This is a genomic window from Halomicronema sp. CCY15110, from assembly GCF_016888165.1.
GTDB lineage: Bacteria > Cyanobacteriota > Cyanobacteriia > Phormidesmidales > Phormidesmidaceae > Halomicronema.
The window spans coordinates 30,925-45,570 of the sequence record NZ_JACSWC010000428.1; the positions used below are offsets into that span (position 1 = coordinate 30,925).

The window sequence follows — 14,646 nt, forward strand, 5'->3', positions numbered from 1 at the left end:
TTTACAGAGAACGGTGGGGTTGGCTCGCCAGGCGGCGATTGAGCAGGGACAGGACTGCTAATAATGGCATAACGCTCACCGCTGCGACCAGCCAAAAGTGGGTAGCGACGGCGGCAGTTTGGTCCAAGGCCCAGCCCCCGAGGGGGGGACCGATCATGTAGCCGATCGCCCAACACATGGAGTTCACGGATAGATAGACGCCCCGCAGCGCCTCAGGTGCCAGCATCACGACAAACGCGGCGGCGATCGGCGTATAAGCGGTCAGCGCTAGGGCCATCACCGCCAGGGCCAACCCGATGCCCAGACTCGCCGGGCGCACCAGGCCGCTGCCCGTGGCCCACACCAGGGTAAACCCCAATCCCCAGCCGCAAGCCGATACCATCAGCGCTTGGGGGTAGGGTAGGGGCTTGAGCCGGCGGGCAATGGGGAGCTGCACCAGTGCCGCCAACACCACGTGTCCCGTGAATAAAACGCTGATGGCGGCTTCGGGCAGGCCCGCCCCCGTCGGCGTGGGAACAAACTTGTTGACGTACACCGGCAGCGTGCTCTGGATTTGCGCGATGTAGCTGGTAAACAGCACGTTGACGGCGAGGTAAATGAGCAGCAGCGTATCCCGCAGAGCGACATTCCAGCCTTCCAGAAAGGTGCGATCGCTTTCCTGATCGGGGCGGGTTTCGGCGATCGCCACATAAATTAGCCCAAAGAACGCCAAAAACGACACCCCATCCACCGCAAACAGGAGACGATACTGCTGCGTGGTCGAAATCAGCACGCCCCCTAAAATGACGCCGACCCCCAAGCCAATGCTGTCGGCCAGTCGCACAATGGCATAGGATTCGCTGCGATCGGCGGCCGGAGTAATGTCGGCCACCACTGCTTCCGTCGAGGGCCAATACAAGCCGACGCCAAAGCCCATCAGCACATTGCCCAGCACAAAGACGGGAAAATTATTGGACACCAAAAAGACGACATCCGCGAGGGCGGAAATCAGCGCCGACAACAGCAGCGTTTTGCGCCGCCCCCAAAAGGCAGAATCGGTCATCGAGCCGCCCAAAAAGCGGCCCACTAATCCCGATAAGGCTTCGCTGCCCACCCCCAGCCCGACTTGGGTCGCCGACAGACCCACCTCGTTCACGAAAAAAATCGGCGCGTAAAATAAAACAAACCCAATGCCGATTTGCGACAGCAGGCGACCGGCCGCTAACAGCCAAACTCGGCGATCTAGATGTGGCAACCAGCGACGTAAGCGATTTTGCACGGGGACAGCATCCTGAAGGGTTATGAGGCAAACTTTTGTCAGTGTACTGAGGTGCTGGCTTGCAGTTCTGAAATGGGGCTGGCAAGCTGATAGCCGTGAGCGTGGGGAGAGAAGGTGCCGTGGCGTCAGATGAGTTTCGGCGTGAGCTCCAGCGGGAGGCTCGCGAGTGGCAAACGAGCGAGTTGATTTCGGCTGAGCAATATCAGCGCCTCGCTGAGCAATACGAATTTGCCACGATTGAAACGGCGGCCCGCGATCGCTTCATCATGATTTTGTTGGGGCTGGGCAGCATTTTGATCGGCATTGGGGCGATCACCTTTGTGGCGGCCAATTGGCAAGCGCTGTCGCAAACGGTCAAGGCGGGGCTGTTGTTCATCGCCATGCTGGTGTGTGACCTCAGTGGCTTTGGCTTGATGAATCGGGTGGGGCCGAGCGATCGCTGGCGGCGACTCGGCCAAGCCCTGCTGCTGTTGGGGGCATTACTGCTCGGAGCCAACCTGGCGCTGATGGGGCAAATTGTCCACACCAGCAGTACCCGCTATGAACTCTGTGCCACGTGGGCGATCGGGGTGCTAGCCATGGCCTACGGCTTACGGTTGCCGTTTCTCGGCATGTTGGCGCTGTTGATTCTCGGAATTGGGTATTGGAGCGCCCTGTGGGATATGGTGTGGCTGCAAAATTCGCTGCTGGGGGTGTGGACGCTGCAAATGATGCCCCTACTGGCGGCGGTGCTCTTCATTCCCCTGGCCTATCGTTGCCAGTCGCCCCTGCTCTTTGCCCTGAGCGCGATCGCCGTTAATTCGTCGTTGATGATTTTAATTTTGGATGTCGGGCGATCACTGCCGTATTGGCTGGATGCCCTGGTGCTGATCTTGCCGTTTGCCCTGCTGTGGGCCTATGACGATACCCTGTGGCCCTGGTTGGCTCGACAGCGCCGGCGACTCCCCTGGCCCTTGACGAACTCCCGGCCTGATGCCACCCCAGCCTTCGCCACCCCAGCCCGCGTAGACGATACCGAGCCACCCTTTCAGCCCGTCGCGCGGGGGCTAATGCTGTTGAGCTTGAGCCTCATCTACTGGGTGCTCTCCTTTCGCGATGCCTGGTTGACCTCCGCGAGCCGGACGCTGCTGGAGTCTCCCTTGCGATGGCACAATTCTGGCCTGGTGATGCTGACCCTTGGCCTGCTCGCAGGGTGGACCGTGGGCGCGTGGGTTTACCTGGGCTGGCGGCAACGCCGACCCTGGCGACTGGATGCGCTCAGCAATATCATCCTCGGCTTTTTGGGGATTACGGCGGGGCTGTTTTGGCTGACCTTTGCGACCGGGCCACTGCCGATTTTCGCCACCACGGTCATGAATATTCTGTTAGCAGTCCTATCCCTGGGCATGATGCGAGAGGGCCTGGGATCAGGCACCCGCGCCCCGTTTTGGTGGGGCTTGGTGATGCTCACCCTCCAGATTTTGAGCCGCGTCTTAGAATACGAAACAGGTTTATTGGTGAAATCGCTCGTGTTTGTGGTCTGTGGCATCGGCTTCATTGTGGTGGGTCTGTGGTTTGAGCATTACGTCCGCACGTTGCGGGTGGATACGCCATGACGCCAGCTCCGCCGAAATCCCTGGAGCAACGGCCAGGGCTGTGGGCGATCGCCCTGCCGCTCTTGCTGCAAACCCTGCTGATTGTGGCGGTGCCCTGGCAGGCCGCGACCACGGCTCTGATCGGCACTACCGTTATCCTGCGCACCGTCCCCGTTGACCCCTACGATCCCTTTCGCGGCTACTACACCACCTTGCAGTACGACATCTCCCAGCGGGGAGTGCTCAGCACCCTCGACGGTTGGGAAACCATTCAGCCCAACTTAGAGCCCTCGGGGACGCCGCAATTGCTGCTGCCGGGGCAATCTTTTTACGTGGTGCTGGCGGATCAAACCCAGGTGGAAAATCCCAGCGCCACCATCGTGGGGGAACCCTGGACGCCCATTCGCGTAACCCGCGATCGCCCCCGCGATCTCCCGCCGCATCAGATCGCCCTGCAAGGCACCTATCGCCGCGATCGCATCGTCTATGGCCTCGAACGCTACTACCTCCCGGAAGCCGAACGGCTCGATCTGGAGAACCGCATTCGTGACGCCCAAGCGGGGGAAGAACAACCACGATTCTTTGTCGAAGTGCGCATTGGCCCCGGGGGCAACGCCGTGCCGATCGCCCTCTGGCTCCAGGGCGATCGCATCGAATTCTAAAGCGCCCTACCAAGCCGACGAACAGGCTTCCCCAGCGTCGGGCACACTAACGGTAAGCAACCCGCTACCCCGCCACCCAAGCCCTCCGGGCAGGCTTCGCCAACACACCCAGCTACCCTCACACTCCCTCACCATGACCCCAACGCCCACTTCCCCACGGCAAACCTGGCAACAACGTTGGCGCGATCGCTCCCCAACTTCAGAGACTGTCGAAGACTCGATCCTGTTGCGCAGCTTGGTGCAGGTGCTCGTCAGTGTCGGCATGGCGTCCGTCTCAGTGGCCGCAGCGGGCGTGACCGATGTGTCCTATCTGAATTTGCTGGCGATTCCCCTGAGTGCTCTGGGAGGCTATTGGAGCTGGAAAGCTCGCCATCGCCGCAACATCACCGTCAAGTTCTTGATTGCGTTTGGCATGTTGATGGCGCTGGGCATTTTTCTGGCGGGACTGGTGGGCCGCGAAAGCGATACCCGCATCCAGCTCGCGGAGTTGCTGATTCATTTACAGGTGCTGCACAGCTTCGACATGCCCCGACGTAAAGATCTGGGCTACTCCATTGTGATTGGGTTGATTTTGCTCGGGGTGGCGGCCACGGTGAGTCAGTCGTTGACCTTTGCGCCGCTGCTGATTGTCTTTTTGGCCGTCATCCTGCCGGTGTTGATTCTGGACTATCAGTCGCGGTTACAGCTGCTGGCGCTGCCGACGGGGACGAACCTGGGAGCCACCCTCAAGCCGAAGCGATTGCTGTGGCTGTTGCTGCTGACCCTGGGCTTAGGACTCGCGATCTTTGCGGCCATGCCCCGGCTGCCGGGGTACCAGATTCGCAATTTTCCCCTCAGCGGCACGATCGATTTTCAGGGGGAGTTTGGCGGCGATCAGATTTTTAATCCCGGCTATTCTTCGGGCAGTCAACTGGCTCCCGGGGTAGAAGGGCTGGACGATGGCAATGGTGACAGTACCCAGATTCAGGGCAATAGCCCCGCTGAAGGCCCCGGAGAGTTTGATGACACGAGCTATTACGGCTTTAACCAGCAGATGAATCAAAACCTCCGGGGGACGCTGGAACCGCAGGTGGTAATGCGGGTGCGATCGCAGTCACCCGGATTCTGGCGGGTACTCGCCTTTGATGAATACACCGGGCAAGGCTGGGACATGTCGCTGCCCAACGAGATTGAACTCTTCAAGCGTTCCAGTGTGTCTTTTCGCACCCGATTGCCCGCTGCTGCGAACCAAATCGTGCGCTACAACACCGAGGGCCGCGAGCGCGAAGTCGTGCAAACTTACACGGTGGTGAATAACCTACCAAACTTGATTCCGGCGCTGTATCAGGCGGATGATCTGTACTTTCCCACCCGCGAGGTGGCGATCGATGCCGATGGCTCGTTGCGATCGCCGATCCCGCTGTCGCCGGGCATTACCTACACCGTGGTGTCCGATGTGCCCTATCGCGATCGCACCCAGTTGCGGGCCGCCTCGCGCAATTATGAGGACGCAATGCGGCAGCGATATCTGCAAGTGCCCGCCGCGGTTCGCGATCGCATACGGCAGCAAACCGAGGCGCTGTTGGCCCAGTCGCCCACCCCCTTGAGCGATCCCTATGAGCAGACGCTATATCTCGCCCAAAGCCTGAAGCAAAACTACACCATTCAAACTGAGCTGCCGTTTTTCACCGAGGAAGAAGACTTGGTGGAAGCCTTTTTATTCACCTACGAAGGCGGCTATCCCGACCACTTTTCCACCGTGCTGACCGTGATGTTGCGCAGCATCGGCATTCCCGCCCGACTGGTCACCGGGTTTGGCCCCGGCAACTTCAATCCCTTCACGGGCTACTACGTGGTCAGCAATACCGACGCCTACGCCCTGACGGAAGTCTTTTTTCCGGGCTATGGCTGGTTCGGCTTTGACCCCATTCCGGGTCACGAGTTGCTGCCCCCCTCGATCAAAGACAGTCAAACCTTTTCGGTGCTGCGACAGTTCTGGAACTGGGTGGCGGGTTGGCTCCCCTCTCCCGTGACGGGCTGGCTGACGGGGGTAGTGACCTGGCTATTCACGCTCTTTTCGCGGCTGGTACGCTTTTTTAGCGAAGGACTGGTGGGCTTTTTAGCCGCCCTGCTGGCACTGACGGGACTCCTTTTCTTGAGTTGGCTACTGTGGAAGGGATGGCAAGGCTGGTGGCAACATCGCCGCCTGCGGCGACTGTCGCCCGTGGAGCGCCTCTATCAGCAAATGCTGGCGTGGTTAGCCGTCCAGGGGCATCCCAAACGCCCGACCCAAACCCCGCTGGAATATGCCCACGCCCTCACGCAAACGCCTCAGTTCACGCAGGGTGAGCAGGTGATGGCGATCGTCCAAGCCTATCTGCGCTGGCGCTACGGCAATCTGCCTGTCGATCCTCAAGCCCTGCAACAACAGCTACAAGCCCTGAAAAAATCTTGACCGCGGTCACCGCTCTAGCGCTTTTGGTCTGGAGGCGGAGGCGCAGATTATGACTCGGGCTTTTGAGCCAGGATGGCGCGATGGCGTGGATCGGTTTCGTGGGTGGTGACGCGCTCATAACCGATTTCCGCGATCGCCGCTTCGATGTCAAAGGTGTAGTAGTCGTCGCTCCAGGGTTCGGTGCTTTTCATCAGGGTGAAAATGACCGGCGGTAGACTTTGGATCACCGGCGATTTTGGGTTGTTGTCGGCGATCGCCAACGTCCCCCCCGGTCGCAGCAGTCGCAGCGCCTCTTGGAAAATGTCGCGGGCTGCCGTGCGGGGCAGTTCATGGGTGACGAACTGCATGGAAATGAGGTCAAAGGACGCCGCTGGCAGGCCCGTTGCTTCAGCCGCCGCATGCAGCCATTGCGTAATCTCGTGCTGGGCATCCCGGGCTTGGGCGATCGTCAGCATGTGAGGAGAGAGATCCAGGCCGGTGGTGTGGACGGCGGGCGATCGCTGCTGCAGCCAGTGATGTAGGGTCATCGTCGAGATGCCCACCGAGCAGCCAATATCCAGCGCGTTTTCCACTGGTTGGGTGAGATAGGGCTCTAATACTTCGTGAAAGCTGCTACGCAATCGATCTTGAGCCGCTTGAGGCGCCAGAGAGTCATTCGGCCAGACCCGCAGCGCCATCGAGTAGGTGGCGGATTCCGCTTCAAATGCGGCCTGCCAGCAGAGGTTGCCCGCGTCATAGGCGTGAAACGGCACCTGATAATAGTCGGGGTAGGTGACCTGGGGATTTTGCACCTGATCAATCTGAGCCGCGACATTCGCGGCTGCGTAGTCGGCGCAGGTTTGCCGCCAGGGAATCCCGTTTTGCTCAGCGGTTTTAATCAGTACCTGCCGGGCCTGTCGCTTCATCAGCGCGTAGAGGGGCTTGGTTTGAATCAGCCGATTCACCACTTGGGAAAGAAAGTCATCACCAGCCCAAGCGGGTTTTTGGGGACTCGTTGCCGTCATGAGGGGCGATCGCTCAACACATCGCCCCTCATGCTACGCGATTTTACGGGGCAGATTCACCGACTCGCGTCAAAAATTATCCGGATTCAAGGGGCGGCCGCCACTGCGCTGATTGAGTTGCGTACCCGTGCCCCCATCGGCGCTATCTAAAAACGGCTGGAGATTAATGCCGCTAGAACCGGAAATTGCCGCAGAACCCCCGGTCGGGAAACCCAGCACATTGCCAATTTCATCCAGCAGGCTATCCCCTTCGGTAAACGTGGTGACGCCTTCCGTGGCCTGCCCCTGATCGGCCAGCACCAAGTTGTCGAAAACGCGATCGCGGGTCGCCACCGGATCTTGCCCCTCCGGCACGGTGAATACGATGCGGCAGCTGGCGTCAGTTTCGGTGGTGACACAAACGGTGTTGTAGCCATTTTCGCGACCCGTTTGTAGCTCTAGCAAGCCATCGGGGCGATACAGTTCCAGGCGGCGGGCGATTTCGGCACAGCGCCGTTCGGCGGGCCAGGCGGCCCCCATATCTTCGGGGGTAGCCCAGGCATAGAGATTGCCGGGCTGACTTACCGGCGTGTACATGACCGTGGGTCGACCCGCTTGGGTTTCACAACTAAAGCGCACCTCCTCATCGGGCAGCGCCACTTCATCGTCGGTCGTTTCGGCCTCAGCCTCGGGAGCCGATTCATCGGTCGTATCGGTTACCTGGGCGCTCACCGGGAGTGAGGCACTGGCAGCGAGCAGCCCCACAGTTAATCCGGTAGAAACCCAGCGGGTCCATTGTGCAGTCATGGTTTGGTTGCTCCTTCGTGCGATCGCTAGCGACAATATGCCCAAATTCATGGACGCGATCGGGGGCGGGCAGGTTCCCCAGGGCTATTGACCGTCAGCCACGGTGAGCGATAACTCGGCGGTGGGCAGCGGCGCAGTGGTCGAAGGGGGCAGCGGTTCATCGGTGGGGGACACGGCGGGCGGGGTGGGCAGAGCGTCTAGCCCATCCCAGATGGTTTGTAATAAATCTTCGAGGTTTTGTCGCGTCACGGCGGAGATGGCCCACACCTGGGTGCCAGTGGCTTCGGCCATGAGATCGACCAGCACCGCTGCATCTTCTGGGGACATGGCGTCAATTTTGTTCAACGCCAGAACTTGGGGGCGATCGCTCAAGCCATGGCCGTAGGCGGTGAGTTCTTGCTGAATGGTGCGATAGTCCGCCAGGGGATCTGGGGTCGTGGCATCGACCAAATGCAGCAGCAGCCGGGTGCGCTCAATATGCCGTAAAAATTCATGCCCGAGGCCGAGGCCGTCATGGGCTCCCGCAATCAGACCGGGAATGTCGGCAAAGACGGTGCCGTCGCCCGTGGGTTTACGCACTACCCCTAAGTTGGGTACCAGGGTGGTGAAGGGATAATCAGCGACCTTGGGGCGGGCGGCGGAGAGCGCTGAAATCAGCGTTGATTTACCGGCGTTGGGGAGCCCAATGATGCCGACTTCCGCCAGTAACTTCAGCTCCAGGCGAATGCGCCGACATTCCCCCTCTAATCCCGGCAGGGCATACTCCGGAGCCCGATTACGGTTGCTGAGAAAGTGCTTGTTGCCCAGGCCGCCTTTGCCGCCAGCGGCCACACACAGGATTTGCTTCGGGGTGACCAAGTCGCCAATGAGTTCATCGGTCTCGGCATTGTACACGGTCGTACCGCAGGGCACTTCGATGTAGCGATCCGCGCCATTCGCCCCGGTGCGATTGCTGGGGCCACCCCGCCCGCCGGGCTTGGCCTTAAATTCATGGGCAAAGCGAAAATCAAGCAGCGTTTGCAAATTGGACTCGGCGATCAAGTAGACGGATCCTCCATGTCCCCCGTTGCCCCCCGAAGGCCCCCCGGCGGGCACGTATTTTTCGCGCCGAAAGGAAACCAGACCGTCGCCGCCCTGACCACCGATGACCGTTACTTCAGCTAAATCAACAAACTTCACGATCGCGTCCCCTTCTCAAAACTTGAATAGCGATTGGCGGGCTCGTCCCAGCCGATCATTAGAAACTTGATGGCGTACCCACGGGGATCCTGGTGTCGATGCAACGAGCGGTGGGGCAGCACTCTCGGCTCACCGCAGCGATCGCGTGACTCACGCCACTCCCCAACAGGGAACGCCCCCGACGGCCCAGTCCATTCTCTATCCTAGGGTGACCGACTCGAAATGACACCTGTTCAACCCGCAGCAGGGCGGGTCATGGACCGCCCAAAGCTGGGAACGATCAATCAATCAGCCGTCAATTAAGATTTTCTGGCCACCGTTTACGCTTCTTTGTCCAGGGGCAGATCACCATGACCGGGCAAACAGATCAGGCCGTCGCCATGGGTCGCGAGCACCCCCTGCTGCCGCAGTTTGCCCATCAGTCGGGTCACGGTGACGCGGGTGGAGCCGATCGCACTGCCAATTTGGGCATGGGTGAGGGGAAATGGCAGATAGTAACCTTCCGGAGACGTTTCGCCAAACTCTTCGATCAGCAGGGTCAAAAAGCCAATCAGCCGATCAATGGTGCGCCGTTGACCGAGGGTGCTCAGCCAGAGAAGTTTGCGCTGATGCTGATGCCGAAACGCTTCTAGGACCTCCCGCCGAAAATGCGGCCAGTTGTCTAAATCGTGCCAGTACAGCCAGATGACGGCGGTCTGATCCACATGGGCAAAACTTTGGAGCGAAAATGGCGATTGGGCAATAATTTCGAAGGGTTGACCGGGGCCGACAAACCCGAGAAACGCCTCTTCGTCTTGTGCCATCAAGGGCGTTGAGGGGGCTTCCTCATCATCAGCGGCCACATTGACGCCGAGCTGGGCACTGCCCGTGAGCCGGACGGCCCCCCGCTGCACCAGGTATAACAAGCCGGGCCGCGACGGAATGCGCTCATCTTTGACGAAAGTACGGCACCGATAATGCTCTTGAGCCCAGTCAGAAATTCGCTGCCAGGTCAGAAACGGACGGGCCTGATTCGCCGATGATGTTGGGTACATATACGCTCTAGGGGGTCAAGAATAAACAAAACTGCGCTGACTCGCGTCGACTTACAGATGCAGGATAGGCTACATCTCTCGAATCGTCGAAAGGCCGCCTCAAAATCTCAAGGATAGAGGGAATTAAACAGGGAATTTACTGAAAAATCTAGACTTAATTTACTTCATATTAAAGCAAAGCCTCCGTATTATCGCTAGTCAATGGAGTGTTACACAATGCTGCCGATGCAGAACTGCCTACTCAGGCCCACCGTCGATCGCCCGCCGACCAACCTGCCGGCAGCGGCGCAGTCATGATCCGGCCTCGCGAAGGATGGTCGCCGCCTCCAGCGGTCGGGGCTTGGCTGCTGACCGTGTCGCCTAGAGCCCGGTTGCAAACCATCCTGGCGCTTAGCTGGTCGGATCAGGACGATCGCTGGCCGCCACCGTCCATTCCCCTCAGTGGTTTGCAGATCAGGGCGACGGGGGCGTATCGGTATCGCTCGGCGATCGCTCACCCTCTGGCGGCGGCCCAGGCCCAACCGGTCTTCCCAGTGGCGCAGGCGATCGCTCAGCAATTTACCGCCCAGGGCCGCACGATTCCGGACAGTATCGCGACGGGGCTGGTGGCGCAGGCGCTGCCCACTGGCAGCCTGGAGCTCACCCTCTCGCCGGTGGGGATAGCGACCTGGTGGCGGCAGTGTAGTCAGGGGGCTTGGCCGGCTGCAACGCTAGCGATGGCGATCACGGATCACCGCCGCTCCAGCCAGGGGCCTTGGCCGCTCGGCGATCGCCTGCAAGTATCGTTGCCGACGCTATTGCAGTGGGCTGACCGTCGCTGCCGCCGGTGGTCGGTGGACGCGCCCCCAACGGCGACACCGACGCCAGTCGTCCCGACGCCCCGGCTCGATCCGCTGACTGCGGCCCTCCAGCCCGTGCTCATGCGGGGCTGGGATGACTTGGCGACCCAGGCACAGGAGCCCAAACGGTGGCAACAGTCAGCCTATGAGTTAGCCCAGGCGATTTATCAGCTCGAAGCCCAGCGATCGCGCTGGCAGCCTCACATCGCTTCATACCCGGATGCTGCGATTACCCTAACGATTACCCAAGCCTTTTTGGCGATGCTGCTGCGGGTGCTCACTGGAGAACCGCCTGTATCTGACCTGTAGCCGCCGGGGCGAGCAGTTTGATGCGGTGCTCAGCCCTAACGCTGGGGGTTCGCTATGATGGTGGGCACTTGTCCTGGTGGTTTGGCCCCGCACCTCCATGTCTACCCCCCGTCTCCATCCTGATACCATCGCCGCCGTGCGCGATCGCGCCGACATTGTTGATATTGTGTCGGAGCAGGTCGTGCTCAAAAAGCAGGGCAAAGACTACGTGGGGCTGTGTCCCTTTCACGATGACAAGTCCCCTAGTTTTAGCGTCAGCCCGACGAAGCAGTTTTACTATTGTTTTTCCTGCGGGGCCGGGGGCAATGCCTACAAGTTTTTGATGGAACTGGGACAGCGATCGTTCACCGATGTGGTGCTCGACCTGGCTAAGCGGTATCAGGTACCCGTCAAAACCCTGGAACCGGAGAAGCGCCAAGAACTCCAGCGGCAACTGACCCTGCGGGAACAGCTGTACGAAATTTTGGCCGTCACCACCAGCTTTTATGAACATGCCCTGCGGCGACCGGATGGGGCGGCAGCCCTGACCTATTTGACCGACCAGCGGGGGCTGACCAACGAAACGATTCAGCAGTTTCAGCTGGGCTATGCGCCGGGGGGCTGGCAAACGCTGTATGCCTACCTGGTGGAGCAAAAGCAGTTTCCCGTCGCCCTGGTGGAACAGGCCGGGTTGATTGTGCCCCGCACGTCGGGCAGCGGCTACTACGATCGGTTTCGCGATCGCCTGATGATCCCGATTCACGATACACGGGGGCGGATCATTGGGTTTGGGGGCCGGGGTCTCACCGATGACGCTAAGCCCAAATACCTCAATTCCCCCGACACAGAGCTGTTTGACAAGGGCCAAACCCTTTACGGATTGGACAAGGCGCGGCCAGCGATCGCCAAACACGATCGCGCCGTCATCGTGGAAGGGTATTTTGACGTGATTGCCCTGCACGCGGCGGGGAGTCCGACGGCGGTGGCGGCTTTGGGCACGGCGGTGAATGCGAATCAGGTGCGGCAACTGCTGCGCTACACCGAGTCCAAGCAGGTGATCCTGAACTTTGACGCCGATGCGGCGGGGGTGAAGGCGGCGCAACGGGCGATCGGCGAAGTGGAGGCCATGGCCTATCGTGGCGAGGTGCAGCTGCGGGTGCTGAATATTCCCGAGGGGAAAGACCCCGACGAATATTTGCAGCATCACCCCATTGAGGCTTACCAAGCCCTGCTGGATCAGGCTCCCCTCTGGATTGACTGGCAGATTCAGCAAATTGTGCTCGGGCGCGATTTGGGCCAGGCCGACCAGTTTCAGCAGTCATCGCAGGCGATTGTGGAACTGCTGAGTGAAATCGCCAACGCCGATACTCGCACCCATTACGTGCGCCAATGTGCCGAACTCTTTAGCAATGGCGACGGGCGGCTGGTGCCGCTGCTGGCCGAAAACCTGGTGGTGCAGGTGCGGCGGCAGCGGCGATCGCCCCAGGACGGCTCTGACCGACCGCGCCTCTCCTTTACCCAAACCAGCACCCTCGAACAAGCCGAGGCGGCCTTGTTGCGCGTCTTTATCCACAGTGCCGAGCATCGCCCTGACGTGTTGACGATGTTGGATAGCCGGGATCTCCAGTTCAGTTTTTCCCATCATCGCGCCTTGTGGCAGACCCTGCGATCGCAGGCAGCGGCTCCCCCCGACGAACTGGTGGGGTGGTTGCGCGATCGCACCGCCGAATCTGCCGCCTTGGCCCAAACCCAGCACCTGTTTTATCTCGACGAAAAGACCCACCGGGATGTGCTGCGCGCGCCCCTGGTGATTCGGGCAGCGGCGGCCTGCATTGAGCAAACCCTGTGTGAAAAGCGCTACCGTCACTTTTTGCAGCTGTGGACTGAGAGCGACCACACCCAAGCGGCGGACCAACTGGCCTATTACCAAAATCAGATCTACGCCGAAAAGCGCCGCATCGCCGAACTCGAAAAAGAGCGGCAGACCACCTTTGAAGATCTGGCGCGACTGCCTTGGGTGGGGGTGGATGGCTAGCCCGCATCTGGCTCAAAACGCTGTAGGGTAAGGGGATTAATCGGGAGGCCAGCAGATGATCAGTCGTCACATCGGGTTCAGCGGGGCATGGATAATCGGCAGCTTAATCGCCGGGGCGACGGGGGCGATCGCCGACATGACGGCTCCTGCGGCCATCGAGATCGCTGCTGAACCGCTGCTGACTGCCGCGGTGGATGCCACACCAGCGGCGGTCACGTTTGAGCCTTGGGAGGTGCCCGATCTGTTTGTCATTGACGTCCCTACCGGATGGATTACCGCCGCCGCTGCTGACGAAGCCCGGGCCGTCATTGCCAGCTACGATGCGGCCACCCAAGCCCCCCAACCCACCGATGTCGCCACCGCAATTGTGCTCGTGCCCGAGCCACCAGAAACCTACGTACCCCAACAACTAGACGCTTTAATCGAAGCGGCATTAGCCGGAGAATTCGCGATTGATCGCTATGGCATTACCAGCGTGGGCGGCAACGACGCCTTTCGGCTCTGGATGGAGCAAATGCCCGGTGAGTTTTCCCGCCAGGTCATCACGTTCGTCGGCGATGGGCGGGGCCGCACGGCCACCATCGTGTCGTCTTACGATGACGATTCTGCCGCGACCCGAGAGCTGCTGGTGCAAATGCACGGTTCGTTCGATTTCATTTCCCCGGAAGAATAAGCTTGCTAGAGTGAAGGGCATGGCGAATATCCACCGCAGCCCATGACCTCCACCCGGCAAATTTTAGTGATCGTGCATCAAGCGACTTCGAGCCCTGGCTTAGTGGGCGACAAGCTGCGATCGCGCGGCTACCACCTGGATCAGCGCTGTCCGGCCTTGGGCGATGCCCTGCCTCCGACCCTGGCGCAGTATGCGGGGGCGATCGTGTTTGGCGGACCGATGAGCGCCAATGACGACGACACCCTGCCGTTTATCCGCACGGAGCTGGACTGGATTGCGATGGCGCTGGCCTCGGGCAAACCCTATTTGGGTATTTGCTTGGGGGCGCAGCTGTTAGCCCGCGTCCTTGGTGCTCAGGTGACTCCCCATCCAGCAGCACAGCGAGAAATTGGCTACTGTGACCTCAGTCCTCTGAGGACTGGCCGCCCTTACTTTACGCAGCCGATGGCGGTGTACCAATGGCACAGCGAAGGATTTGAACTGCCCAGTGGGGCCGTGCAGTTAGCCACGGGGCCGACGTTTCCGCACCAGGCATTCCGCTACGGTGACGCGGCCTTTGGCCTCCAGTTTCATCCTGAGATGACCACGTCGCTGATTGATGACTGGACCACGCGCGGGGCGGATCAACTCCAATTGCCTGGTGCCCAGCCCCGCGATCGCCATTTCGCGGCCCATCACCACCATGGTTCCCAAGTCGATCAGTGGCTCGATGGGTTCTTGGCACGGTGGTTAGCCAGTGCGGCGTGGTCGCAATCAAGGTCGGCTTAGATTGCCGCCTGGATGTCATGACCAGCCAGCGCTAGGGGACTTGCGCGCAAAAAAGATCCCCATGAACCGAGTTTCGACTCCGCTCAACTCTCGATACTGGTAGGTTGAGCGA

12 protein-coding genes are annotated in these 14,646 nt (G+C 60.2%); 7 read left to right on the forward strand and 5 right to left on the reverse strand.

Annotated elements, in window-relative coordinates; translation table 11 throughout:
* Window position 1 precedes the first annotated feature (1 nt).
* Complete coding sequence (locus JUK32_RS24145) at window positions 2–1,258, reverse strand: MFS transporter (RefSeq protein ID WP_309224618.1); 1,257 nt, start codon at window positions 1,256–1,258, stop codon at window positions 2–4.
* A 119-nt stretch (window positions 1,259–1,377) separates the two neighbouring features.
* On the opposite strand from JUK32_RS24145, the gene JUK32_RS24150 reads away from it, so the two are divergent.
* From JUK32_RS24150 to JUK32_RS24160, 3 genes are all read left to right on the forward strand, one after another.
* On the forward strand, window positions 1,378–2,853 hold the full coding sequence (locus JUK32_RS24150; protein WP_204141432.1) for a DUF2157 domain-containing protein: 1,476 nt from the start codon (window positions 1,378–1,380) through the stop codon (window positions 2,851–2,853).
* Window positions 2,850–3,494: a GDYXXLXY domain-containing protein gene (locus JUK32_RS24155; protein ID WP_204141433.1), complete on the forward strand. Its 645-nt coding sequence runs from the start codon at window positions 2,850–2,852 to the stop codon at window positions 3,492–3,494. Before JUK32_RS24150 ends, JUK32_RS24155 begins: the two co-directional genes overlap by 4 nt.
* 133 nt (window positions 3,495–3,627) lie before the next feature.
* Window positions 3,628–5,928 carry a DUF3488 and DUF4129 domain-containing transglutaminase family protein gene (locus tag JUK32_RS24160; protein WP_204141434.1) on the forward strand — a complete coding sequence of 767 codons (2,301 nt, stop codon included), beginning with the start codon at window positions 3,628–3,630 and terminating at the stop codon, window positions 5,926–5,928.
* Between the two features lie 47 nt (window positions 5,929–5,975).
* On the opposite strand, the gene JUK32_RS24165 is transcribed toward JUK32_RS24160, so the two are convergent.
* The 4 genes from JUK32_RS24165 to JUK32_RS24180 all read right to left on the reverse strand — a co-directional run bounded on the left by JUK32_RS24165 (window position 5,976) and on the right by JUK32_RS24180 (window position 9,931).
* Window positions 5,976–6,932, reverse strand: coding sequence for a class I SAM-dependent methyltransferase (locus tag JUK32_RS24165; RefSeq protein WP_204141435.1), 957 nt, complete (start codon window positions 6,930–6,932; stop codon window positions 5,976–5,978).
* A 69-nt stretch (window positions 6,933–7,001) separates the two neighbouring features.
* A complete protein-coding gene (locus JUK32_RS24170; RefSeq protein ID WP_204141436.1) occupies window positions 7,002–7,718 on the reverse strand; it encodes a COP23 domain-containing protein in 717 nt (238 codons plus the stop codon).
* An 84-nt stretch (window positions 7,719–7,802) separates the two neighbouring features.
* Window positions 7,803–8,897 carry a GTPase ObgE gene (gene obgE, locus JUK32_RS24175; RefSeq protein ID WP_204141437.1) on the reverse strand — a complete coding sequence of 365 codons (1,095 nt, stop codon included), beginning with the start codon at window positions 8,895–8,897 and terminating at the stop codon, window positions 7,803–7,805.
* Between the two features lie 320 nt (window positions 8,898–9,217).
* Window positions 9,218–9,931 (reverse strand): Crp/Fnr family transcriptional regulator, encoded by a 714-nt coding sequence (locus JUK32_RS24180; RefSeq protein ID WP_204141438.1) that lies wholly within the window; start codon window positions 9,929–9,931, stop codon window positions 9,218–9,220.
* 206 nt (window positions 9,932–10,137) lie between these two features.
* Between JUK32_RS24180 and JUK32_RS24185 the strand changes: the two genes are divergently transcribed.
* The 4 genes from JUK32_RS24185 (at window position 10,138) to JUK32_RS24200 (ending at window position 14,534) form a co-directional block, all read left to right on the forward strand.
* Window positions 10,138–11,079, forward strand: a complete 942-nt coding sequence (locus JUK32_RS24185; RefSeq protein ID WP_204141439.1) for a hypothetical protein — start codon at window positions 10,138–10,140, stop codon at window positions 11,077–11,079.
* A gap of 97 nt (window positions 11,080–11,176) precedes the next feature.
* A complete protein-coding gene (gene dnaG / locus JUK32_RS24190) occupies window positions 11,177–13,093 on the forward strand; it encodes a DNA primase (RefSeq protein ID WP_204141440.1) in 1,917 nt (638 codons plus the stop codon).
* A gap of 55 nt (window positions 13,094–13,148) precedes the next feature.
* Window positions 13,149–13,766 carry a hypothetical protein gene (locus JUK32_RS24195; protein ID WP_204141441.1) on the forward strand — a complete coding sequence of 206 codons (618 nt, stop codon included), beginning with the start codon at window positions 13,149–13,151 and terminating at the stop codon, window positions 13,764–13,766.
* A 42-nt stretch (window positions 13,767–13,808) separates the two neighbouring features.
* Window positions 13,809–14,534 carry a glutamine amidotransferase gene (locus tag JUK32_RS24200; protein ID WP_204141442.1) on the forward strand — a complete coding sequence of 242 codons (726 nt, stop codon included), beginning with the start codon at window positions 13,809–13,811 and terminating at the stop codon, window positions 14,532–14,534.
* Window positions 14,535–14,646 lie beyond the last annotated feature (112 nt).

What these genes read in the sequence shown, in the direction of transcription:
- JUK32_RS24180 (WP_204141438.1), bottom strand. Translation starts at nt 9,931, where the DNA reads ATGTACCCAACATCATCGGCGAATCAGGCCCGTCCGTTTCTGACCTGG.
- JUK32_RS24165 (WP_204141435.1), bottom strand. Translation starts at nt 6,932, where the DNA reads ATGACGGCAACGAGTCCCCAAAAACCCGCTTGGGCTGGTGATGACTTT.
- JUK32_RS24160 (WP_204141434.1), top strand. Translation starts at nt 3,628, where the DNA reads ATGACCCCAACGCCCACTTCCCCACGGCAAACCTGGCAACAACGTTGG.
- dnaG (WP_204141440.1), top strand. Translation starts at nt 11,177, where the DNA reads ATGTCTACCCCCCGTCTCCATCCTGATACCATCGCCGCCGTGCGCGAT.
- JUK32_RS24195 (WP_204141441.1), top strand. Translation starts at nt 13,149, where the DNA reads ATGATCAGTCGTCACATCGGGTTCAGCGGGGCATGGATAATCGGCAGC.
- JUK32_RS24170 (WP_204141436.1), bottom strand. Translation starts at nt 7,718, where the DNA reads ATGACTGCACAATGGACCCGCTGGGTTTCTACCGGATTAACTGTGGGG.
- JUK32_RS24200 (WP_204141442.1), top strand. Translation starts at nt 13,809, where the DNA reads ATGACCTCCACCCGGCAAATTTTAGTGATCGTGCATCAAGCGACTTCG.
- JUK32_RS24155 (WP_204141433.1), top strand. Translation starts at nt 2,850, where the DNA reads ATGACGCCAGCTCCGCCGAAATCCCTGGAGCAACGGCCAGGGCTGTGG.